Here is a 21,945-nt window from a genome sequence, read left to right as displayed (position 1 = left end):
TAAATAAGGTTTCAAAAAACCCGGTGAACGAATTCCTTAGGATTTGACCGGCTTCTCCTTTCCCTTTGATTCTGGCCCCTTGGTTCAAAAAAGGTATTGTTGATGCGCATGATGTTTGGTCAGCGGCTTGCGGCGGCGTCGTCCGGACAGGGCGCGGCGGAGCTCGGCGACCTGCCGGAGTGGAATCTCGCCGATCTCTATTCCGGCATGGAAGCGCCGGAGTTGAAGCGCGACATCGCCAAGGCGGCCAGCGACGCCATCGCCTTCGAGACCCGCTGGAAGGGTACGCTGGCCGCGGAAGCCGGGCGCGGCGCCGCCGGCCGGCTGGGCGAGGCGCTCAAGGCCTATGAGGCGCTCGAGGAACTGATCGGCCGCATCGTTTCGTATGCCGGCCTCGTCTATGCCGGCAACACGGCCGATCCGCAGCGCGCCAAGCTCTATGGCGACGTCCAGGAAAAGATGACGGACGCCAGCGCGCATCTCCTGTTCTTCGCGCTCGAACTCAACCTGATCGACGATGCGGCGATCGAAAGCGCTTTGGCCGCCGACAAGGCCTTCGGCCACTACCGGCCTTGGGTGCTCGACCTCAGGAAGGACAAACCCTACCAGCTCGAGGACCGCGTCGAGCAGTTGTTCCACGAAAAGTCGGTCACCGGGCGCGGCGCCTGGAACCGCCTGTTCGACGAGACGATGACCGACCTGCGCTTCGACGTCGAGGGCGAGGAACTGACACTCGAGCCGGCGCTGAACCGGCTGCAGGATTCGAACGGCGAGGTGCGCCGCCGCGCCTCCGAGGCGCTGGCCGCCACGTTCCGCAAGAACCTGCGCACCTTCACGCTCATCACCAACACTTTGGCCAAGGACAAGGAAATCTCCGACCGCTGGCGCGGCTTCCAGGATATCGCCGACTCGCGCCACCTCGCCAACCGTGTCGAGCGCGATGTGGTCGATGCGCTGGCCGCGGCTGTGCGCGAGGCCTATCCGCGGCTGTCGCATCGCTATTACGCGATGAAGGCGCGCTGGCTCGGCATGGAGGTGATGAACCATTGGGACCGCAACGCGCCCCTGCCGGAAACGCCGCAGGCGGTGATCAGCTGGGACGACGCCAGGGACACGGTGCTCTCCGCGTACCAGCGCTTCTCGCCGGACATGGCCGAAATCGCCCGCGGCTTTTTCGATCGCAGATGGATCGATGCGCCGGTGCGGCCCGGCAAGTCCCCAGGCGCCTTCGCCCACCCGACGGTGCCGTCGGCGCATCCCTATGTGCTGCTCAACTACATGGGCAAGCCGCGCGATGTGATGACGCTGGCGCATGAGCTCGGCCATGGCGTGCACCAGGTGCTGGCCGCCGGCCAGGGCGCGCTGATGGCCTCGACGCCGCTGACGCTGGCCGAAACCGCCTCCGTCTTCGGCGAGATGCTGACCTTCCGTTCGCTGCTCGAGCAGACCGGCGACAAGCGCGAGCGCAAGGCCATGCTCGCCCAGAAGGTCGAGGACATGATCAACACAGTCGTGCGCCAGATCGCCTTCTACGAGTTCGAGCGCAAGGTGCATGCCGAACGCAAGAACGGCGAGCTGACCTCGGACAGGCTCGGCGAATTCTGGCTGGAAGTGCAGGCCGAGAGCCTGGGGCCGGCGATCAAGCTGCGCGAGGGATACGAGGTCTTCTGGACCTATATCCCGCATTTCATCCACTCGCCCTTCTACGTCTATGCCTATGCTTTCGGCGATTGCCTGGTGAATTCGCTCTATGCCGTCTACCAGAATGCCGAGCGCGGATTTCAGGAGAAGTATTTCGAGATGCTGCGCGCCGGCGGCACGAAGCATCACTCCGAGCTTCTTGCGCCCTTCGGCCTCGACGCCACCGATCCCGCATTCTGGCAGATCGGCCTCGGCGTGATCGGTTCGCTGATCGACGAATTGGAAGCGCTCGACAGTTGACGACAACTACGGCGCGGCATCGGTCGTAATAGTTTAGCCGGGATGCATATTAGCAAGGGTCTATTCTTGCCCTAAATAGCTGCTCTTGAATAAACTCTCCGGGGCATTTTTTCAACTGGCTTTCGACAAGCCATATGATAGCGTCCGGCCTCAAGCTCAGCCGCACGCATCGCGGGCCAGAGATGGCCTGTCGCTACGCCACGGCGAATGCGATGATGGCCGTCGGCCCGGACAAGGCCGAACGCCGATGGCTCGATTGAAGCCGGCGGTTCCGCCGACCACGGAACCTTTGACGATCCTTGGCGTGCGCTCGCCTTTCCGGGCCTCGGCCGACAGATCGGACTGGAGAGGGAAATGAGCACTTTCTTCTACATGCTCCTGGCGTTCGTTGTGGGTATCCTGGTTGGCTGGTTCATCTGGGGCCGCCTGCGCGGCGAACTCGACAGTCTGCGCGGAGATCTCGACCGCAAGCGAGGCGAGCGCGACAGGCTGCGCGCCGACAGCGATCGGTTGAAGGGCGAGCTCGACGCCTGCGGCCGTGCCCGCGCCGACCTCGAAAGCCGGCTGCGCGACGCGCCTTCCGCGAAGGCCGGCGCCGATAAGGCCGCGACGCCGGCGCCGGCAGCGCTGATGACCGCGACATCGGCGGCGGCAAAGGCCGGGCCCACAAAGCCCGCCGCTGCAAAGAAGCCGGCCGCAACGAAGACTGCAGCGGCACCGAAGCCGGCGGCCAAAGCCGCCGCGCCGAAGAAGGCGGCAGCACCCGCGGCAAAGAAGGCGGCAGCGCCGCAGGCCGCGACCGGCAAGGCCGACAATCTGCGCCGCCTCATCGGCATCGGCCCGGTCAACGAAAGGCTGCTCAAAGGCCTGGGCGTCACCACCTATGCCGAGATCGCCGCCTGGACCGCCGCCGACGTCAAACGCATCGAGGAAGTGCTCAATTTCGACGGCCGCATCGCGCGCGAAAAATGGATCGAGCAGGCGAAATTGCTGGCCGCCGGCAACGAGGCCGAATTCGCCCACCAGTTCCCGACGGCCGGAACCGCAAGCAACACCTGAGCAACCTGCCTAGTTGGCAGCAAGGCGGCGTCCTTACGGGCGCCGTCTTTGTTTTGGGCCAGCCACCTTTGCGCCGCCGGACGCCGCTCCCTCGATTGCGCCCCGCCGGCCCCCCATATAGAGCGGTCGACGGCGCTTTTTGTACGCATTCGAGGCTTATGTCCCTGCCTGCAGCCCTTTTTCGCAACGACGCGACCGCTCGTCAGCTGGTCTTCGACCGGCCGCGCGAGATCATCGTCGCGCAGGCCGCGGAAGAGTTCATGCCCGCGCTTGAAAGGGCGCAGGCCGCATCGGACGCCGGCAAATGGCTGGCGGGCTATTTCTCCTACGAAGCCGGTTACCTGCTCGAGCCGAAACTGGTGCCGCTGCTGCCCGAGGGCCGCCGCGCGCCGCTGGTCTGCCTTGGCGTCTTCGATGCGCCGGTCGAGCAGGCGGTGCCGCAAATGCAGGCGTCAGCCAGCAACGGCCCGATCTTCGATGCCAGGGCAACATGGTCCGCCGAGGACTATGCCGGCCGCTTCGCACGCCTCCACGACCACATCCGCAAGGGCGATTGCTACCAGGGCAACCTCACCTTCCCGGTTCATGCGCAATGGTCCGGCGATCCGCTTGCGGCCTTCGACGCGCTGACGGAACGCCAGCCGGTCAAATACGGCGCGCTGGTCTCGCTCGGCGATCCGATCGTCCTGTCGCGCTCGCCCGAATTGTTCTTCGAGATCGATGCCGACGGCATGATCGAGACACACCCGATGAAGGGCACCGCGCCACGCGGCGCGACCAAGGCCGAGGACGCGCGGCTGAAGGCCTTCCTGCGCAATGACGAGAAGAACCAGGCCGAGAACCGGATGATCGTCGACCTTTTGCGCAACGACATCTCGCTGATCAGCGAAGTCGGCACGCTGGACGTACCGGAACTGTTCCGCATCGAGACCTATCCGACTGTGCACCAGATGGTAAGCCGCGTGCGGGCGCGGCTTTTGCCCGGCATCGGCATCCGCCAGGTCTTCGCCGCGCTCTTCCCCTGCGGCTCGATCACCGGCGCGCCGAAGATCCGCGCCATGGAAATCCTGCACGAGCTGGAAGACGCACCGCGAGACGTCTATTGCGGCGCCATCGGCTGGATCGCGCCCGGCGGCAGGATGCGGTTTTCGGTGGCGATCCGCACCATCTCGCTCTTTGCCGATGGCGAGGCCGTCTACAATGTCGGCGGCGGCGTCGTCTTCGATTCGACCGCCGAGGAGGAATATCGGGAGTGTCTGTTGAAAGCGCGCTTCGCGACGGGAACGGTGCCGGCTTCGAACTGATCGAGACCATGCGCTGGGAGCCTGGTTCCGGCTTCCTGCGCTTCGAGCGCCATCTTGCTAGGCTTTATGCATCCGCCGCCGAACTCGGCTTCGCCTGCGATCCCGAACGGATCGGCGAAGTGCTGTCGAACACCGTTGGCGGGCACGGAACTGCCTTACGCGTGCGCCTTGCCTTGCAGCGAAATGGCGAAGCGACGGCCGCGGCTCAAGCCTACGAACCGCTGCCGGCGGACAAGGTCTGGCGGCTGCAGTTGGCACGTATCCGTCTCGATTCCGGCGACACGCTGCTGCGCCACAAGACGAGCCGGCGCCAGATTTACACGCAGGCACGCGCCGAATATCTCGCGACCCGCGCCGACGAGGTGCTTTTGGCCAACGAGCGCGGCGAACTCTGCGAGGGCACGATCACCAATTTCTTCGCCGATTTCGGCACCGGCCCGCTCGCCACGCCCCGCCTCGACTGCGGCCTTTTGCCTGGAATATTGCGCGGCCAGCTTCTGGACGAAGGCCGCGCCGTGGAAGCGATATACAGCTTCGACGACCTGAAGGCGGCGAAGGCGATCCTCGTCGGCAATTCGCTGCGCGGGCTGATCCCGGCGCAACTGGGCTGATTGAGCCAGGAGACAGGAACTGGATAGAAGCCAAGCGGACATGACAATTCGCCAGCCGACCCATACGCCCTATGATGGGTCTTCGAAACTCTTCACGATCGGGCTGAAGCCGCTCGAAATCGAGCGCTGGATCGAGGTCGACGAATTCCTTCTCCCGCACCTCGCCGAAAAGCAGCGGCTCTATGCCGATATCCCCGAAAAGGTCTTTGTCGAGGAGGCCGACACCCGCGACGCGCAAAGCGAAGTGCTGGCCCTGCTCAGCCCGCATCTCATCGCGAAACACCCGCGCACCCATTTCGGCGCCGGCTCGGATGTCGAGGTCATCGGCCTCGCAAGCGCGACCGACCGGCTGCCTCCTGCCCTGCGCGAGGCGCCGCTTGCAAGAGCATCCCTGCTCGTCCAGGAAGACCTGATCCTGATGCGCCGCGACGAGCGCGGCTGGCGGCTCGCCGCCGGTTCGCTCTGCTTCCCTTCGTCCTGGTCGCTCCAGGAAAAATTCGGCAAGCCGTTGCAGGAAATCCATGCGCCGGTGCCTGGATTCGGACCCGGCACGCGGCCGGCCGAGCTCATCAACCGGATGTTCGACGGCCTGCAGGGCCAAGCGGTCGAGCGCTTCAACTGGTCGATCCAGGCCGGCGACGCACTCTACCATCCGCTCTCGAATATCCAGCGCATCGACCGTGCCACCAACCGCCCGACGCGATTCGCGGACGGCGACATCAACGCTCATGCCTTCATGCGCGTCGAGCGTCAGACGCTGCGCAAGCTGCCTGTCTCAAGCGACATCTTGTTCACCATCCGCATCCATCTCGATCCGCTCAAGGTGCTCGATGCCCATCCGGACCGGGCAACGCTGGCTGCATCCTTCGTGGAGCAGCTCCTGGCCCTCGACCAGGAACAACTCGACTACAAGGGCCTGACCGCCGACCGCGACCGGCTGGTTGCATTCCTCAACGGTATCGCCGGATCGGCTTAACCACGCCGCCAAACCGGCTTACCCGCGATTGGCGCTTTTCGCTGGTTTATGACAATGATCTGTGGTGTACGGCTTGGCCGTCGGGCGAAAAATGCCCGGTTTTGCGCGTGTTTGAAGGAGTGTGCGAAAAAATGGCGAATGAAAACTGGCCCGTTTACGGTGAAATCACCGGTCCCGTCGTGATGATCGGCTTCGGTTCGATCGGGCGGGGAACGCTGCCGCTGATCGAACGCCATTTCAAGTTCGACAAGTCGCGCATGACGGTCGTCGATCCGCGCGACATCGACCGCAAGCTGCTCGACGAGCGCGGCATCGCCTTCGTCCAGGAAGCGGTGACCGAGAAGAATTACAAGAAGCTGCTGACGCCGCTTCTGACCAATGGTGGCGGCCAGGGCTTTTGCGTCAACCTGTCCGTCGACACCGGCTCGGTGGACCTGATGAAATTGTGCCGCAAGCTCGGCGTGCTCTACATCGATACCGTCGTCGAGCCGTGGCTCGGCTTCTATTTCGACGCCGAGGCCGACAATGCCAGCCGCACCAACTATGCGCTGCGCGAGGCGATGATCCAGGAAAAGCAGGACAAGCCCGGCGGCCCGACGGCGGTCTCCACCTGCGGCGCCAATCCCGGCATGGTCTCGTGGTTGGTCAAGAAGGCGCTGGTCAACCTCGCCACCGATCTCGGTCTCGAGTTTTCGGAGCCCGCGCAGGAAGATCGCGAGGCTTGGGCCAGGCTGATGAAGAAGGCTGGCGTCAAGGGCATCCATATCGCCGAGCGCGACACCCAGCGCACCAAGAAGCCAAAGCCGATGAACGTGTTCTGGAACACCTGGTCGGTCGAAGGCTTCATCTCGGAGGGCCTGCAGCCGGCCGAGCTCGGCTGGGGCACGCATGAGAAGTGGATGCCGAAGAATGGCAAGAAGCACAAGCACGGCTCCAAGGCGGCGATCTATCTGGAACAGCCAGGCGCCAACACGCGCGTGCGCTCCTGGTGCCCGACGACGGGCGCGCAATACGGCCTCTTGGTGACGCATAACGAGGCGATCTCGATCGCCGATTTCTTCACCGTGCGCTCGAAGAAGGGCAAGCTTCAATACCGCCCGACTTGTCACTACGCCTACCATCCCTGCAACGACGCCTTGCTGTCGCTGGACGAGATGTTCGGCGCCGCCGGCAAGCCGCAGCCGGTTCACCACGTGCTCGACGAAAACGAGCTGGTCGACGGCGTCGACGAGCTCGGCGTGCTGCTCTACGGCCATGACAAGAACGCCTACTGGTACGGCTCGCAGCTGTCGCTGGCCGAGGCGCGCAAGCTCGCCCCCTACCAGAACGCCACCGGCCTGCAGGTCACCTCGGCGGTGCTCGCCGGCATGGTCTGGGCGCTGGAGAACCCGACCGCTGGTATCGTGGAGGCCGACGAGATGAACTACCGGCGTTGCCTCGAAGTGCAGTCGCCTTATCTCGGGCCGGTCAGGGGCTACTACACTGACTGGACGCCGCTGGACAATCGGCCGGGACTCTTCCCGGAGGACCTGGACAAGGACGATCCGTGGCAGTTCCGCAACATTCTGGTCCGATAGCGCCGGGACTGACCGGAGCCACCGCCTTGCAATCGCCCGGAAATCGGGCGATTGAAGGATGCGGACTGAGGAGAGGATTTTCAAAAATGACCATTGCGCGCAAACTGCTTTCGGCAGGCGCCGCGGCAAGCCTTCTGGCTGCGGCCGCCTGCACCACCACCGGTCCCTCGGACCAGCCTTCGATGGCGGCGGCGCCGAAGGGTGTCGAGGGCAACTGGATCGACGCCAAGGGCACCGGCCTGTCGACCTTCATGGCTGGCAGCTTCACCACCGTCGCCACCGACACTGGCCAGAAGCTGTCGGAAGGCAGCTACACCATGACTGGCGCGACCTCGGTCGAGATCCACGGCACCTCGTTGATCCGCCAGACGCCGGTCAGCTTCAACTGCCTGATGATCTCCACCAGCCAGCTCAACTGCACCAGCGCCAGCGGCCAGAATTTCGTGCTGACGCGCCGGGCTTGAGGTTCGCAAATCTTCGGCTGACAGGGACGGCGGCGCAAGTCGCCGTCCTTTTTTGTGCCGGCAAAACACTTCCTGATTTGTGCTTGCATCGACCGGACCCCGATGTGAACATGGCCCAAGGTTGACTGTTATTTTCCAGTCAAGCGAGGGCGTTAAGCATATTCGAAGTCAGCTTATCCGGGAGACGAAGATGAAGAAGATTGCCGCGATCCTGGCCCTGTCCGCTTCGACGCTCGGCCTGTCGGCTGGCGTATCTTTTGCCGACTACACGCTGAACATCCTGCATTTCAACGATTGGCACAGCCGCATCGAAGGCAACAACAAATACGAGTCGACCTGTTCCGCCGACGAGGAGACCAAGGGCGAATGCATCGGCGGCGCCGGCCGGCTGATCACCGCGATTGCTGAGCAGCGCAAGAAGCTCGAAGGCCAGAACGTGCTGCTGCTCAACGCAGGCGACAACTTCCAGGGATCGCTGTTCTACACCACCTACAAGGGTGCGGTGGAAGAGGAGTTCCTCAATCAGATCAAGCCCGACGCGGTAACGCTCGGCAACCATGAGTTCGACGACGGCGAGACCGCGCTGGTGCCGTTCCTCGACAAGGCGAAATTCCCGATCGTCAGCGCCAATGTCGTGCCCAACGACAAGTCCGGCGCCGCGGGCAAGATCAAGCCGTCGATCGTCGTCGAGGTCGGCGGCCAGAAGATCGGCATCGTCGGCGCCGTCACCAACGACACGCCGGAACTCGCCTCGCCCGGGCCGAACATCGCCATAACGGACGACGTCAAGGCGATCACCGCCGAAGTCGAGAAACTGAAGGGAGAGGGTGTCAACAAGATCATCGCCGTCACCCATATCGGCTATAGGCGCGAGCGCGACGTCATAGCGAAAATCCCCGGTATCGACGTGGTGGTCGGCGGCCACAGCCACACGCTCCTGTCGAACACCGATCCGAAGGCGGCGGGCCCCTATCCGACGATGGTCGACAACCCCGACGGCTATAAGGTGCCGGTGGTGCAGGCGGCGTCCTATTCAAAATATCTCGGCGAGTTCAAGGTCGTGTTCGACGACAACGGCGTCGTCAAGGAGGCCAGCGGCGACCCGATCTATCTCGACAAGTCGATCACCCCCGATCCGGCCGTGCTGGCCCGCATCAAGGAACTCGGGGCGCCGATCGAGGCGCTGAAGAACAAGGAGGTGGCCGAGACCACCAAGGCGATCGACGGCAGCCGCGAGAATTGCCGCGCGCGCGAATGCGAGATGGGCAATCTCGTCTCCGACGCCATTCTCGACCGCACCAAGGGCCAGGGCGTCGAAATCGTCATCTCGAACGGCGGCGGCCTGCGCGCCTCGATCGACCAGGGCACGGTGACCATGGGCGAGGTGCTGACCGTGCTGCCGTTCCAGAACACGCTGGCGACGTTCAAGATCTCGGGCAAGGACCTGGTCGCGGGCCTCGAAAGCGGCCTCAGCCAGATCGAGGACGGTGCCGGCCGCTTCCCGCAGGTTGCCGGCATCAAATATTCCTTCGACAGATCGGTCGCGCCCAATGCCGGCCGCGTCAAATCGGTCGAGGTGATGGAGAACGGTGCCTGGACGCCGATCAATCCCGACAAGCAGTACCTCGTGGCCACCAACAACTACGTCCGCCAGGGCGGCGACGGTTACAAGGTTTTCGCCGACAAGGCCACGGATGCCTATGACTACGGCCCCGGCCTGGAGCAGGTAGTGGCCGACTATCTCAGCGCGCATCAGCCCTACACGCCGAAGCTTGACGGCCGCATCACCGAAATTGCGGGGGCGACCGCGGCGGCCGAGCCGGCAAAACCAGCCGAGACGGCGCCTGCCGCACCGGCGGCAGAACCGGCAAAGCCGGCTGAGGCCGCTCCTGCAGCCACGACCCAGCCGCCGGCAGCCGAAGCAGCAAAATCGGCCGAGACCGCGCCGGCCGCGAGCGAACCGGCAATGCCGGCTTTGCCTTCCAGTTCCAGTGACATCGCCGGCACGCCGCCGAGTGTCTCGACCGAGGCCCCTCCGGCACCGGAAGGGACGAAGCCGGCTGAAACCGCTCCGGCGACGCCTGCTCCCGCCCCAGCCGCCGAGACGGCCAAGCCGGCGGCCGCGGCGCCCGCTGAAACCAAGCCGGCTGAGACCAGCCACACCGTCGCCGCCGGCGACACCTATTGGGACCTGGCCAAGAAAGCCTATGGCGACGCCACCCGGTGGAAGCTTATCTCCGAAGCCAACAAGGATTATAAGCCGCGTCGCCTGCCGCTCGGCGCGACGCTGACCATTCCGCCGGCCGCGAAGTAAGCGGCCACCCGGAATTCATGGCACCCGCCCGGAAACGGGCGGGTGTTCCTTTTCGGGTGCCAAACGCGATAAAGTGCGGCCAGACGCAGCATTGAAAACCGGCAGGGCATCGCTAGTTTCGCGGCGCTACCGGAGACTGTTCATGACGCTTGCCAGCCCCACCGATGCCAGAACCGCGAAGGTCCCCGGCCCGCCGCTGGCGGGCGCTCCGCCAGCCAGGACGGGCAAGATCGGCATCATGCTGGTCAATCTCGGCACGCCCGACGGCACCGATTTCAAGCCGATGTGGCGCTACCTGCGCGAGTTCCTCTCCGATCCGCGCGTCATCGAGCTCAACAAGGCGATCTGGTATCCGATCCTCTACGGCCTCGTGCTGACCACAAGGCCGAAAAAATCCGGCGCCAACTACGCGCGTATCTGGAACCGGGAGATGAACGAGTCGCCGCTACGCACTTTCACCCGCGCTCAAGGTCAGAAGCTGGCCGCTGCGCTGGCCGACTTGCCCAACGTGACGGTCGACTGGGCGATGCGCTACGGCAACCCCTCGACGGCCAGCGTCGCGCAAAAGCTGGTCGCGCAAGGCTGCGAGCGCATCCTTTCCTTCCCCCTCTACCCGCAATATTCGGCGACGACGACGGCGACCGCGAACGACCAGCTGTTTCGCGCGCTGATGAAGATCCGGCATGCGCCGGCAATCCGCAGCGTACCGCCCTATTACGACGAGCCCGTCTATATCGAGGCGCTCGCCCGCTCGATTGAGAAGCACATCGCAACGCTCGATTTCGAACCTGAGGTGGTGATCACCTCCTATCACGGCATCCCCAAACCCTATTCCGACAAGGGCGATCCGTACGGGGCGCATTGCCTGGAAACGACAAGGCTGCTGCGCGCGCGCCTCGGCTGGGACGAGAACAAGCTCATCACCACCTTCCAGTCGCGTTTCGGCGCGCAGGAATGGCTGCAGCCCTATACCGATGTCACCGTCGAGAAACTGGCCAAGGACGGCGTGAAATCGATCGCCATCGTCAATCCCGGCTTTTCCGTCGATTGCATCGAGACGCTGGACGAGATCGGCCGCGAGGCGGCCGAAACCTTCCATCACGCCGGCGGCAAGAACTTCGCCCATATCCCCTGCCTCAACGACAGCGCCGAGGGCATGGCGGTCATCGAAGCGCTGGCGCGGCGCGAGCTTTCCGGCTGGGTGTGACCGGCTTCACCGACTAATGCATGTCGCCCAGAAGTGTGCAGCGGTTCTGGGACAACGACATGCATCAAGGCAAAGACTTAAAGCGTGTCGACTGAATCCGTTTCAGCGCGACGCGCTTTAGCTTGAAACCGGTGCGCAAAAGCCTCCGCTAACCAATATTAGCGATCACCTGATTGTAACGTTGCGGAAACACACTTAAGTGATTCCGTGAAGTCGGTGCCTATTGAGGGAGATACGAAATGGGCTTCAGCGGTTTCGATATTGCCATCGTCGTTCTTGTTTTCCTGGTTATCATCCTTCTTTTCAAAGGCATCAAGACGGTGCCGCAAGGTTACAATTACACGGTGGAACGCTTTGGCCGGTACACCAAGACGCTGACGCCTGGCCTGAACATCATCAATCCGATCTTCGAGCGCGTCGGCGCCAAGATGAACATGATGGAGCAGGTGCTCGATGTGCCGACGCAGGAGATCATCACCCGCGACAACGCCATCGTCGGTGTCGACGGCATCGCCTTCTACCAGATACTCAATGCCGCGCAGGCCGCTTATCAGGTGGCCGGGCTGCAGAACGCCATTCTCAATCTGACCATGACCAACATCCGTACCGTCATGGGCTCGATGGACCTCGACGAATTGCTGTCCAACCGCGACGCCATCAACGAGCGCCTGTTGCGTGTCGTCGACGAGGCGGCGCATCCGTGGGGCATCAAGATCACCCGCGTCGAGATCAAGGACATCAATCCGCCGGCCAATCTCATCGAATCGATGGGCCGCCAGATGACGGCCGAGCGCAATAAGCGCGCCCAGATCCTGGCCGCCGAAGGCCTCAAGCAGTCGCAGATCCTCGAGGCCGAGGGCCGCAGGGAAGCAGCCTTCCGCGACGCCGAGGCGCGCGAGCGCTCGGCCGAAGCGGAGGCCAAGGCGACGCAGGTCGTGTCGGAAGCCATCGCCAAGGGCGACGTCCAGGCGCTCAACTACTTCATCGCCCAGAAATACACCGAGGCGCTGACCAGGATCGGCTCGGCTACGAACAGCAAGATCGTGCTGATGCCGCTGGAGGCCTCGTCGCTGATCGGAACGCTCGGCGGCATCGGCGAGATCGCCAAGGAAGTTTTCAGGAGTGAAGGTACGGCTGGGGCGCAGCGGCAGGCAGCACGCCCGCCGCTGGTTCGGCCGAACGAAAACTGAGATCATAGGAGGCTGCTCCCATGTTCGACCGTATCGTTTCCGAACTCGGCCCGTGGAACTGGATGGTTCTGGGCTTCGTGCTCCTGGTGATGGAGATCGTCGCGCCGGGCGTCTTCATGCTGTGGATCGGCATCGCCGCGCTCATCGTCGGCGCGGCGTCGCTGGCGATATGGGACGCCGCTTTCTGGACCTGGCACGTGCAGGTGCTGGCGTTCCTGATCCTGTCGCTGATATCGGCTTTCGTCGGCAAGAAACTGATGGCCGGCCGCCACGACGATGCCGACCAGCCACTGCTCAACCGCCGCGGCGCGCAGATGGTGGGCAAGCTGGCGACGCTGGCCGAGCCGATCAAGGACGGCCGCGGGCGCATCAAGCTCGGCGACACGCTGTGGCGCGTTTCGGGCCCTGACCTGCCCGCGGGCACGCAAGTGCGCGTTGTCGGCGCCGCCGACACCGACCTTGAGCTGACGGTCGAGGCGGCCTGAACCGAGACAGGTATCGGACGGGCTGAGACTAAGGCAATTCCAGGAAAAGTGCGTGGCTAGGCTGCGCCAATGCGCAGCAGGTCGTGGAAATGAACCACGCCCACCGGCATTTTGTCTTTGGTCACGACCAGCGCGCCGATATTGTGCTCGTTGAGCATGGCGATCGCCGTGCCCGCCAGCGTCTGCGGATCGATCGTCTTGGGCGTGCGGGTCATGACCTCATCGACGGTCACGTCGGCCAGATTGCGATGCAGATTGCGTGCAACGTCGCCGTCGGTGACGATCCCGACCAGTTTGCCGCTCGCATCGACGATGCAGACGCACCCGACTTTCTTCTGCGACAGCGTCATCACCGCTTCCGGCATCTTGGTGCCGAGCAGGGCGAGCGGAACCTGATCGCCGGTCCGCATGATCTCCGACACCAGGGTCAGGTTGGCGCCAAGCTGCCCGCCGGGGTGCAAGGCTCGGAAGTGATCCGGCGTGAAGCCCCGCGCTTCGAGCAGAGCGATGGCCAACGCGTCGCCCAGCACGAGTTGGAGAAGCGTCGACGTCGTCGGTGCCAACCCGTGCGGACAAGCCTCGGGCACGACCGGCAGCAGCAAAACCACATCGGCCGCACGCGCCAGCGCCGAGCTCTCGCCGGAAGTAATGGCGATCAGCGGGATGGAAAAACGCCTCGAATAGGCGACGATGCCCATCAATTCCTTGCTTTCGCCCGACCACGACATGGCGATGATGGCGTCGTCCTTGGCGATCATGCCGAGATCGCCGTGATTGGCCTCGGCGGGATGGACGAAAAAGGCTGGCGTGCCGGTCGAGGCAAGCGTCGCGGCGATCTTTGCGCCGATATGGCCGCTCTTGCCGACGCCGGTGACGATGACGCGGCCCTCGATCCGCGAGATCAGGTCGATCGCGGCGGCAAAGGGCTCGGTCAGCCCATTTGCGAGCGCGGCGGCCAGGGCCGCCACGCCGGTCTGCTCCGTCGCCACCGTTCTCAGCGCCGATTCGATCGCGGCCTGCTTGTCCGGCTGCTTTCTCTCTGGGGACCCCGCATGCATGGCGCAAGCGATTAGCGCTTTGCCGCGTCCCTGTCCAACAGAATTGCCGCGGCCTGCCGATCCGGGCGGCTCCAAGGCGGCTGTCTCAACCCTCCGTTAACCATCCGCATTTACGGTTCGGTAAGTATGGCGCAACCGCGCCGCGCAAGCAGTGGTGACGATGTCCGGGGGCCAGTCTGAAACGAAAATCGGTCGAAGGGGCATTGCCGTTGCGGCACTGCTGCTGACGGCAAGCGCGCTTGCCTTGCTGCGTCCCGCGCCGGCATTTTCGCAGGAAACCGAGCTGCGCGGCGAGGTCTCCGAATCGGCCATACTCGCCGACCAGCAGCGCAAGGCCAGGCAGTTGAGGGCACAAGGGTCGCTGGATCAGACCCCGCCGGCGGCCGCGGCTGTCCCGGACACGGCACCGACGACCTACCAGCCGTCGAGCCCAGGCGCCGTTCCCGATGACGATCAGACGGCGGGCGCGACAGACAGCATCTTCGACCAGTCGCAGGCAACAGACGATCCATTGGCCGACACGAAGGCGCCGGCAAAACCCCGCCGGCCCTCGACGGCTGCTCAGCGTGCCCAGGACGCCAAGGCTGACGCCAAGTCGAACACCAAGACCGCCGACAAGAAGAAGACCAAGAAGAAGGCGGGCGAGGCTACCGACGGCACGACCACCGCCGCGACCACCGCCACCGGCGACCAGACTGACGCTGCAGCGACTGAGGACGACGGCAGCAACCGCCGTGCCGTCACCATCGACAGTGTCGACAAGCAGAAGCTCGACCCGGGCCAGGAGCGCACCGCATCCATCGAAGGCCAGAAGGTCAAGCCGGAGGACGATCCCTTCGCCGCTCCCGGTGTCAAGGTCGGCACCTTTGTCTTCCGGCCGACGCTCGAGCAAGGCTTCACCGCCACCTCCAACGCCGATTCCAGCAGCACCGGCAAATCGGCGGTTCTGTCCGAGACCGCGCTGCGTTTCACCGCGACCTCCGACTGGCGCGAGAATTCAGCCTTGATCACCGGCTACGGCCAGTTCCGCAACAGCGTCTCGGGCGAAAAGATCAACGATGCGCAAGGCCGCATCGAAGGCCAGCTCAATGTCGATCTCGACAACGAGCTGCGCGCCATCGCCAAGCTGGGCTACGAAGCCGCACCCGAATCGGCCTCCGCGCCGGATGCTGTCGCCGGCGTCGACCACCAGCCGTTGCGCCAGACGGTGGACGGCAGCCTCGGCATCGAAAAGGATGTCGGCAAGATGCGTTACACGCTGACCGGCGCGGTCTCGCACGACTTCTATGGCGACGCCGAGCTCACCGACGGCACCACACTGTCGCAGAAGGATCAGGACAACACGCTCTACACGGCAACCTTGCGCACCGGCTACCAGATATCGCCGGCGCTGACGCCCTTCACGGAAGTCGAGCTCGGCCGCCGGGTCTACGATCTGCGCCTCGACACCGACGGCTTCGACCGCGCCTCGAAGAGAGTTGGCGCGCGCGCCGGCCTCGCGCTCGATATGGGCGACAAGCTTTCGGGCGAATTCTCCGTCGGCTGGCTGCGCGAGGCGCTCGACGACAGCCGCCTCCCGGCAATCGCCGGGCCGTCCATCGACGCCGACCTCAAATGGTCGCCCGAGCGCGGCACCACGATCGGGCTCACCGGAAAGACCGAAGTAGAGACCACCACGACGGCAGACCAGAGCGGCGATATCCTCTACTCCGGCCGCCTAACCGGCGAGCGCCAGATCCGCGCCAATCTGACGGCGAACTCGTCGCTAGGCCTCGACTGGCGCGATTACACCGGCTCCGACGGCCACGATTTGATCCTGAGCGCCGAGGCCGGGCTGACCTGGTGGCTGAACCGCTATGCCGGGGTCACCACCAGGGTGAGAACGGAGAAGCTGACCAGCAACCTGCCTGGACGCGACTACACGGCCAACAGCGTCTATCTCGGCCTGAAGGTCCAGCGCTGAACGCAGTGACGACCAAGCCTATGTCGAGATTCAGGTCAGGCCGGCCTCACATAGGCTAAGAGGCGGCGCCGCGCCGCTCTACCGGCTGCACCTCGTCCAGCAGCGTGCGGATGACGCCGGCCATGCTTGCGTTCATGTCGCTGCGCCACAGCGCGAAGGCGACATTGGCCTCGACGAAACCTTCCGGCGAGCCGCAGTCGAAGGTGCGCCCCTTGTAGTGATAGCCGTAGAAGGGCTGCTTTTTCTCCAGCTTCAGCATCGCGTCGGTCAGCTGGATCTCGTTGCCGGCGCCGCGTTCCTGGCTTTCCAGGATGCCGAAGATCTCCGGCTGCAGGATGTAGCGGCCGTTGATGTAGAGGTTGGAGGGCGCTGTGCCCTGCTTCGGCTTCTCCACCATGCCGGTGATGCGGAAGCCGTGATGCGTATCCTCGCCGCGGCCGACAATGCCGTATTTATGCGCCTCGGACGGGTCGCATTCCTGCACGGCGATGATGTTGTTGCCGGTCTCGGCATAGAGCTCGACCATGTCCTTCATGCAGCTCTTTTCCGACTGCATGATCATGTCCGGCAAAAGCAGCGCGAAGGGTTCGTCGCCGACCAGCTCGCGGGCGCACCAGACGGCGTGGCCGAGGCCCATCGGCACCTGCTGGCGCGTGAAGCTGGTCTGTCCCGGCGCTGGCTGGAGCCGCTGCAGTCGGGCGAGCTGGTCGTCCTTGCCGCGCTGAGCCAGCGTGTCATACAGCTCGAACTGGACGTCGAAATGGTCCTCGATGACCGCCTTGTTGCGCCCGGTCACGAAGATGAAATGCTCGATGCCGGCTTCGCGCGCCTCGTCGACCACATATTGGATGACCGGCCGGTCGACGACGGTCAGCATTTCCTTCGGGATGGCCTTGGTGGCTGGAAGAAACCGCGTGCCGAGGCCTGCGACCGGAAAAACTGCCTTGCGAACGCGCTTCATGCTGACACCCCTGCGTTTCGGCCAATTATCCGCTCGGCGACGCGCTCCGCAATCCCCCCACGCTTTTTCACGCCGGAATCATTTTCACGCCGGAATGTTGGACTACCGAACGGCCAAAGTTGAATGTGAGAGCTAAAAGCCGCGACACCTCTTTTCGTTCCCAGCGGCACCTATGGTAAACTAAATACTAACCCGGTTCGGCGTTGAATGATCCTTCCTGATTTGACGAAGGAGGAAATGATGTCCGTTCGCAACACCGCGAGGCGCATGACGGCACTGGTGACGGCCGCCGGTCTCACGCTGGCCTTGCTGATGCCCGCCGGACCCGCTTTCGCCGACGCCGGGTTCCGCCAGTGGGTCTCGGGTTTCCGCGCCACCGCGGTGGCGGGCGGCGTTTCGGGCGCTGTTTACGATCAGTCCATGAGAGGCATCGAGCCCGACCCGGTCGTGCTGGAAAAAGCCCGCACCCAGCCGGAATTCACCGCGCCCGCCTGGGACTATTTCGACAACCGCGTGCATGACCAGTCGGTGGCCAACGGCCAGGCGATGGCGAGGAAATGGAGACCGTGGCTCGACCGGATCGAGGCGCGGTTCGGCGTCGACCGCAATGTTCTTCTCGCCATCTGGTCGATGGAATCGAACTATGGCGAGATCCTCAAGCGCGACGACATCATGCGCAACGTCATCCGTTCGCTGGCGACGCTCGCCTATGGCGACCCGAAGCGCTCGAAATATGCCCGTACCCAGCTGATCGCCGCCTTGAAGATCCTGCAGACCGGCGACATCGACGAAAGCCATCTGATGGGTTCCTGGGCCGGGGCGATGGGCCAGACCCAGTTCATCCCGACCAGCTATCAGCGCTATGCGGTCGACATGGACGGCAACGGCAAGCGTGACATCTGGAATTCGATCCCCGACGCGCTGGCGACGTCCGCCAATCTGCTCAAGAAGAACGGCTGGCAGGCCGGCAAGACCTGGGGATATGAGGTCTCCATACCAGCCGGCAAGCTGCCCGGCGGCGCAAAGACGATCGCCCAATGGCAGGCGCTCGGCGTCGTCCGGGCCAGCGGCAAGCCATTCAAGAACCTGACCGACAAGGCGACGCTGAAAGTACCGGACGGCAGGGGCGGCCCCGCCTTCCTGATGATCAGGAATTTCTCGGTCATCAAGGCTTACAACAACGCCGACAAATACGCTTTGGCCGTCGGCCTTCTGGCCGACGAGATCGCCGGCGGCAACGGCCTGGTGCAGGACTGGCAGCGGCCTTTCACCAAGCTCAGCTTCGAGGAACGACAGGAACTGCAGAAGCGGCTTTCAGATCACGGCTATTATGACGGCAAGTTCGACGGCAAGATCGGCGATGGCTCGAAAGCCGCCATCATGGCCTATCAGGCCAAGGTCGGCTTGAACCAGGATGGCTATCCGAGCATGGAAGTGCTCAAATGGCTCCGCAAGCAGTAGAGCCGTCCACGCCGCCAGGCATCCTTTCAAATAGGGCAAGGATGCTGTAGCGCTTCGGTTGCGCATGACTTCCCGCGTCTGCCTAGTCATGCGCCAAGGGATGGAGAGGTGTTTGGTGTCGGTCGCGCGTATCAGGCAGGGCATTCGCCGGGCGCCGATCCTGATTCTCGCCTTGGCCGTGCTTGTCATCACCGCCGCCGGCGCTTTCCACGCACCTGCATTCGCGCAGGAGGAAAGCCGCGGCTGGTCGTTGCGTGACCTTCTGTTCCCGCGCCGCAGCGAACGCGTCGAGCCACCGGTCGAAATCCAGAAATCAAGGCCGAAACCGAAGAAGAAATCCAAGCCGCGCCCACCGGCCGAGCCGGAAACGCCGATCGTCGAGAAGACGAACGACGCCCGTGTCGTGCTGGTGGTCGGCGATTTTCTGGCGGGCGGTCTGGCCGAAGGCCTGGACACTGCCTTTGCCGACAATCCCGCCGTCAGGATCGTTGCCCGCAGCAATGGGTCGTCGGGCTTCGTGCGCAACGATTTCTATAACTGGCCGGTCGAGATCAAGTCGCTGATCGAGACCGAGAAGCCGTCGGTCGTGATCGTCATGCTGGGCTCCAACGACCGCCAGCAGATGCGGGTCGGCGAGGTGCGCGAGCAGCCCCGCTCAGAGAACTGGACCAAGGAATACGAGCGCCGCACCGATGCGTTCGGCAAGGCCATCCAGGACACCAAAGTGCCGTTCCTATGGGTCGGCATGCCGGCTTTCCGCGTGTCGAAGATGAACTCGGACATGCTTGCCTTCAACGACATCTATCGCTCGGCCGCCGAAAAGCATGGCGGCGAATTCGTCGATGTCTGGGACGGCTTCGTCGACGAGAACGGCGCTTTCGTCACCTCTGGCCCGGACATCAACGGCCAGCCGGTTCGCTTGCGTTCCGACGACGGCATCAACGTCACCAAGGCCGGCAAGCGCAAGCTCGCTTTCTACACGGAAAAGCCGTTGGCCAAGATCCTGGGCCTGGCGGCGCCGGGAAGCGTCACGACCGTGTCGGCGCCGGCCGGCGCTCCGGTCGAGGCGCCGAAGCCGGCCGCGGCGCCCGTCATCGTCAACCGCACCGCGCCGATGCTGCTCGGCGACCCGTCGCTCGACGGCGGCACCGAACTTCTGGGCGCCGCGCAGCCGGCCAGGGCCGATCCGAACCTGCCCGGCGAAAAACTGATCATCGAAGGCAAGGCGCCGGCCGCCTCGCCTGGCCGCGCCGACGATTTTTCCTGGCCGCCGAAGCCGCAGCCGGCGACCACGGCTGTAGAGTCCGACCCGACGCCGGCGACTCCGTGACCGACATTCCTGCGTAGCGGCAATTTCGCGCCAAGCCGAACAATGACATTGTTGGATTTTGGCCGAAGTCAAAGTCCGGGGGCGAATATGTCGGCAACAGGCTATGCCTTGCTTGGGTTCGTGACTTGGACCCTCTTATTGCTCATATGGATGGAAATCCTGCGCACCCATCTTGTGGTGAGCGGCCGCGTCCCCGCGAATGGCTTCGCACCGGACAACGCCGGTCTTTCGCCCTTCTTGCAGCGGCTGGCGCGCGCCCATGCCAATTGCATCGAAGGCCTTCCCATATTCGGAGGTCTCATGGCCCTGGCCATAATGAGCGCGCGCGCCTCGATTACCGATCCGCTCGCATATTGGTTTCTGGGCGCGAGGCTGGTGCAGTCGGCCATTCATTTGACGTCGACAAGTCCGACCGCTGTCAAGGCTCGATTTTCGGCGTTCTTGGTCCAGATGGCCATCGGCCTCTATTGGGCGATAAAGCTGTTGCTTAGCTAGGCTGCGCTTCGCGAAAGGCTGCGGCTCGTTAGCCCAATTTAACGCGGCAGAACCGTCGATCCCATCAGCGTCTCGTCGATCGAGCGCGCCGCCTGGCGACCCTCGCGGATCGCCCATACCACCAGCGACTGGCCGCGGCGCACGTCGCCCGCCGCATAGAGCTTGTCGATACTGGTCCTGTAGTCGCGATCGTTGGCTTCGACATTGTTCGAGCGGCGGCTGTCGGTGACGACCTTTATCTCGCCGTCGAGCTCCTTCATCAGGCTGTCGCCCGCCGGTCCGGCGAAGCCGATGGCGATGAAGGCGAGATCGGCGCGGATGACGAACTCGGTGCCGGCGATCGGCTTGCGCTTGTCGTCGACCTCGCAGCAGCGCACACCGGTCAACTGGCCTTCCTCGCCGATGAACTCGAGCGTCGCCACCTGGAATTCGCGCTCGGCGCCCTCGGCCTGCGAGGACGAGGTGCGCATCTTGGTCGCCCAGTAGGGCCAAACCGCAAGCTTGTCTTCCTTCTCCGGCGGCTGCGGACGGATGTCGAGCTGGGTCACGCGCACCGCGCCCTGGCGGAAGGCGGTGCCGATGCAGTCGGACGCGGTGTCGCCGCCACCGACGACGACGACATGCTGGCCGCCGGCGATGATCGGGTGCGAGGGCCACGCCACCGACTGGATCGGCTCGCCGCCGACACGACGGTTCTGCTGCACCAGATAGGGCATGGCGTCGTAGACGCCGCTGAGATCGGCGCCCGGAATACCGGCCGGGCGCGGCGTTTCGGAGCCGCCGCAATAAAGCACTGCGTCGAATTCCCCGAGCAGGTCAGCCACCTTCATGTCGACGCCGACATTGACGCCGCAATGGAAGGTCACCCCCTCGCCCTGCATCTGCTCGATGCGCCGGTCGATATAGTGCTTCTCGATCTTGAAGTCCGGAATGCCGTAACGCATCAGCCCGCCGGGACGGCTTTCGCGCTCATAGACATGCACGTCGTGGCCGGCGCGGCCCAGCTGCTGCGCCGCCGCCATGCCGGCCGGGCCGGAGCCGATGACGGCAACCCGCTTGCCGGTTTTCCTTTCCGGCGGATAGGGCCGGATGTGGCCGGTCTCATAAGCCTTGTCGGCGATCGCCTGCTCCACCGTCTTGATGGCGACCGGGATGTCCTCGAGGTTCAGCGTGCAGGCTTCCTCGCAAGGCGCCGGGCAGATGCGGCCGGTGAATTCGGGGAAATTGTTGGTCGAATGCAGGTTGCGGATCGCGTTGTCCCAGTCGCCATTGTAGACGAGGTCGTTCCAGTCGGGGATCTGGTTGTGGATCGGACAGCCCGTCGGCCCATGGCAGAACGGAATGCCGCAATCCATGCAGCGAGCGGCCTGTTTCTCGACCTCCTTGTCCGACATCGGCAATGTGAATTCGCGGAAATGCCGGATGCGGTCCGAGGCAGGCTGGTACTTGTGCACCTGCCGGTCGATCTCGAGAAAGCCTGTTACCTTGCCCATAGTCCAGTCCCTGCTGTCCGAGGCACGCTTTTTGTCGGCGCACCCGTTAACCCCTT

Annotated in this window: 18 protein-coding genes; 15 read left to right on the top strand and 3 right to left on the bottom strand. The window is 64.0% G+C overall.

The features are described 5' to 3' along the window. Positions 1-102 precede the first annotated feature (102 nt). The 11 genes from FJ424_RS04330 (at position 103) to FJ424_RS04280 (ending at position 13,128) form a co-directional block, all read left to right on the top strand. Positions 103-1,941, top strand: a complete 1,839-nt coding sequence (locus FJ424_RS04330; RefSeq protein WP_181181972.1) for a M3 family oligoendopeptidase — start codon at positions 103-105, stop codon at positions 1,939-1,941. A 354-nt stretch (positions 1,942-2,295) separates the two neighbouring features. Further along, positions 2,296-3,000 carry a proton-conducting membrane transporter gene (locus tag FJ424_RS04325; protein WP_140651525.1) on the top strand — a complete coding sequence of 235 codons (705 nt, stop codon included), beginning with the start codon at positions 2,296-2,298 and terminating at the stop codon, positions 2,998-3,000. A gap of 158 nt (positions 3,001-3,158) precedes the next feature. Further along, on the top strand, positions 3,159-4,304 hold the full coding sequence (locus tag FJ424_RS04320; RefSeq protein WP_140651523.1) for an aminodeoxychorismate synthase component I: 1,146 nt from the start codon (positions 3,159-3,161) through the stop codon (positions 4,302-4,304). Next, positions 4,253-4,915: an aminotransferase class IV family protein gene (locus FJ424_RS04315; protein WP_140651521.1), complete on the top strand. Its 663-nt coding sequence runs from the start codon at positions 4,253-4,255 to the stop codon at positions 4,913-4,915. Before FJ424_RS04320 ends, FJ424_RS04315 begins: the two co-directional genes overlap by 52 nt. A 40-nt stretch (positions 4,916-4,955) precedes the next feature. Beyond that, positions 4,956-5,891 carry a DUF3445 domain-containing protein gene (locus FJ424_RS04310; protein ID WP_140651519.1) on the top strand — a complete coding sequence of 312 codons (936 nt, stop codon included), beginning with the start codon at positions 4,956-4,958 and terminating at the stop codon, positions 5,889-5,891. A 131-nt stretch (positions 5,892-6,022) separates the two neighbouring features. Beyond that, complete coding sequence (locus FJ424_RS04305) at positions 6,023-7,468, top strand: homospermidine synthase (protein ID WP_140651517.1); 1,446 nt, start codon at positions 6,023-6,025, stop codon at positions 7,466-7,468. A gap of 86 nt (positions 7,469-7,554) precedes the next feature. After that, positions 7,555-7,932 carry a hypothetical protein gene (locus FJ424_RS04300; protein WP_140642250.1) on the top strand — a complete coding sequence of 126 codons (378 nt, stop codon included), beginning with the start codon at positions 7,555-7,557 and terminating at the stop codon, positions 7,930-7,932. Positions 7,933-8,122: 190 nt separating this feature from the next. After that, on the top strand, positions 8,123-10,246 hold the full coding sequence (locus FJ424_RS04295; RefSeq protein WP_140651516.1) for a bifunctional UDP-sugar hydrolase/5'-nucleotidase: 2,124 nt from the start codon (positions 8,123-8,125) through the stop codon (positions 10,244-10,246). A 142-nt stretch (positions 10,247-10,388) separates the two neighbouring features. Continuing rightward, the gene (hemH, locus tag FJ424_RS04290; protein WP_140651514.1) at positions 10,389-11,453 is read left to right on the top strand and encodes a ferrochelatase; all 1,065 of its coding nucleotides are present in this window, start codon (positions 10,389-10,391) and stop codon (positions 11,451-11,453) included. Between the two features lie 239 nt (positions 11,454-11,692). Then, complete coding sequence (locus FJ424_RS04285; protein WP_140651512.1) at positions 11,693-12,643, top strand: SPFH domain-containing protein; 951 nt, start codon at positions 11,693-11,695, stop codon at positions 12,641-12,643. A 20-nt stretch (positions 12,644-12,663) separates the two neighbouring features. Beyond that, positions 12,664-13,128: an NfeD family protein gene (locus tag FJ424_RS04280; protein ID WP_140651510.1), complete on the top strand. Its 465-nt coding sequence runs from the start codon at positions 12,664-12,666 to the stop codon at positions 13,126-13,128. A 56-nt stretch (positions 13,129-13,184) separates the two neighbouring features. Here the strand turns inward: FJ424_RS04280 and FJ424_RS04275 are convergent, their stop codons facing one another. Continuing rightward, positions 13,185-14,186 (bottom strand): KpsF/GutQ family sugar-phosphate isomerase, encoded by a 1,002-nt coding sequence (locus FJ424_RS04275; RefSeq protein WP_140651508.1) that lies wholly within the window; start codon positions 14,184-14,186, stop codon positions 13,185-13,187. A gap of 160 nt (positions 14,187-14,346) precedes the next feature. Between FJ424_RS04275 and FJ424_RS04270 the strand changes: the two genes are divergently transcribed. After that, positions 14,347-16,149, top strand: a complete 1,803-nt coding sequence (locus FJ424_RS04270) for an outer membrane beta-barrel protein (protein ID WP_140651506.1) — start codon at positions 14,347-14,349, stop codon at positions 16,147-16,149. A 55-nt stretch (positions 16,150-16,204) separates the two neighbouring features. Here the strand turns inward: FJ424_RS04270 and galU are convergent, their stop codons facing one another. Then, complete coding sequence (galU, locus tag FJ424_RS04265; RefSeq protein ID WP_140651504.1) at positions 16,205-17,110, bottom strand: UTP--glucose-1-phosphate uridylyltransferase GalU; 906 nt, start codon at positions 17,108-17,110, stop codon at positions 16,205-16,207. A gap of 240 nt (positions 17,111-17,350) precedes the next feature. On the opposite strand from galU, the gene FJ424_RS04260 reads away from it, so the two are divergent. The 3 genes from FJ424_RS04260 (at position 17,351) to FJ424_RS04250 (ending at position 20,396) form a co-directional block, all read left to right on the top strand. Beyond that, on the top strand, positions 17,351-18,571 hold the full coding sequence (locus FJ424_RS04260) for a lytic murein transglycosylase (RefSeq protein ID WP_140651502.1): 1,221 nt from the start codon (positions 17,351-17,353) through the stop codon (positions 18,569-18,571). A 112-nt stretch (positions 18,572-18,683) separates the two neighbouring features. After that, the gene (locus FJ424_RS04255; RefSeq protein ID WP_140651500.1) at positions 18,684-19,901 is read left to right on the top strand and encodes a DUF459 domain-containing protein; all 1,218 of its coding nucleotides are present in this window, start codon (positions 18,684-18,686) and stop codon (positions 19,899-19,901) included. Between the two features lie 87 nt (positions 19,902-19,988). Next, entirely contained in the window at positions 19,989-20,396 is a 408-nt protein-coding gene (locus FJ424_RS04250) for an MAPEG family protein (RefSeq protein ID WP_140651499.1), read from the top strand. A gap of 38 nt (positions 20,397-20,434) precedes the next feature. Here FJ424_RS04250 and FJ424_RS04245 read toward each other — a convergent pair whose 3' ends face one another. Continuing rightward, positions 20,435-21,889 carry a glutamate synthase subunit beta gene (locus FJ424_RS04245; RefSeq protein ID WP_140651497.1) on the bottom strand — a complete coding sequence of 485 codons (1,455 nt, stop codon included), beginning with the start codon at positions 21,887-21,889 and terminating at the stop codon, positions 20,435-20,437. Positions 21,890-21,945 lie beyond the last annotated feature (56 nt).

The sequence above is a fragment of the Mesorhizobium sp. B3-1-8 genome, assembly GCF_006439495.1.
In the GTDB taxonomy this organism is placed as follows: domain Bacteria; phylum Pseudomonadota; class Alphaproteobacteria; order Rhizobiales; family Rhizobiaceae; genus Mesorhizobium.
Note: the sequence above shows the minus strand (reverse complement) of the source record. Positions and strands in the feature narration are given on the sequence as shown.

Excerpts from the sequence above, each read along its gene's own strand:
- FJ424_RS04245 (WP_140651497.1), bottom strand. The coding sequence starts at position 21,889 with ATGGGCAAGGTAACAGGCTTTCTCGAGATCGACCGGCAGGTGCACAAG.
- FJ424_RS04250 (WP_140651499.1), top strand. The coding sequence starts at position 19,989 with ATGTCGGCAACAGGCTATGCCTTGCTTGGGTTCGTGACTTGGACCCTC.
- galU (WP_140651504.1), bottom strand. The coding sequence starts at position 17,110 with ATGAAGCGCGTTCGCAAGGCAGTTTTTCCGGTCGCAGGCCTCGGCACG.
- FJ424_RS04285 (WP_140651512.1), top strand. The coding sequence starts at position 11,693 with ATGGGCTTCAGCGGTTTCGATATTGCCATCGTCGTTCTTGTTTTCCTG.
- FJ424_RS04260 (WP_140651502.1), top strand. The coding sequence starts at position 17,351 with ATGTCCGTTCGCAACACCGCGAGGCGCATGACGGCACTGGTGACGGCC.
- FJ424_RS04320 (WP_140651523.1), top strand. The coding sequence starts at position 3,159 with ATGTCCCTGCCTGCAGCCCTTTTTCGCAACGACGCGACCGCTCGTCAG.
- FJ424_RS04270 (WP_140651506.1), top strand. The coding sequence starts at position 14,347 with ATGTCCGGGGGCCAGTCTGAAACGAAAATCGGTCGAAGGGGCATTGCC.
- FJ424_RS04310 (WP_140651519.1), top strand. The coding sequence starts at position 4,956 with ATGACAATTCGCCAGCCGACCCATACGCCCTATGATGGGTCTTCGAAA.
- FJ424_RS04275 (WP_140651508.1), bottom strand. The coding sequence starts at position 14,186 with ATGCATGCGGGGTCCCCAGAGAGAAAGCAGCCGGACAAGCAGGCCGCG.
- FJ424_RS04300 (WP_140642250.1), top strand. The coding sequence starts at position 7,555 with ATGACCATTGCGCGCAAACTGCTTTCGGCAGGCGCCGCGGCAAGCCTT.
- hemH (WP_140651514.1), top strand. The coding sequence starts at position 10,389 with ATGACGCTTGCCAGCCCCACCGATGCCAGAACCGCGAAGGTCCCCGGC.
- FJ424_RS04305 (WP_140651517.1), top strand. The coding sequence starts at position 6,023 with ATGGCGAATGAAAACTGGCCCGTTTACGGTGAAATCACCGGTCCCGTC.
- FJ424_RS04325 (WP_140651525.1), top strand. The coding sequence starts at position 2,296 with ATGAGCACTTTCTTCTACATGCTCCTGGCGTTCGTTGTGGGTATCCTG.
- FJ424_RS04295 (WP_140651516.1), top strand. The coding sequence starts at position 8,123 with ATGAAGAAGATTGCCGCGATCCTGGCCCTGTCCGCTTCGACGCTCGGC.
- FJ424_RS04280 (WP_140651510.1), top strand. The coding sequence starts at position 12,664 with ATGTTCGACCGTATCGTTTCCGAACTCGGCCCGTGGAACTGGATGGTT.
- FJ424_RS04330 (WP_181181972.1), top strand. The coding sequence starts at position 103 with ATGCGCATGATGTTTGGTCAGCGGCTTGCGGCGGCGTCGTCCGGACAG.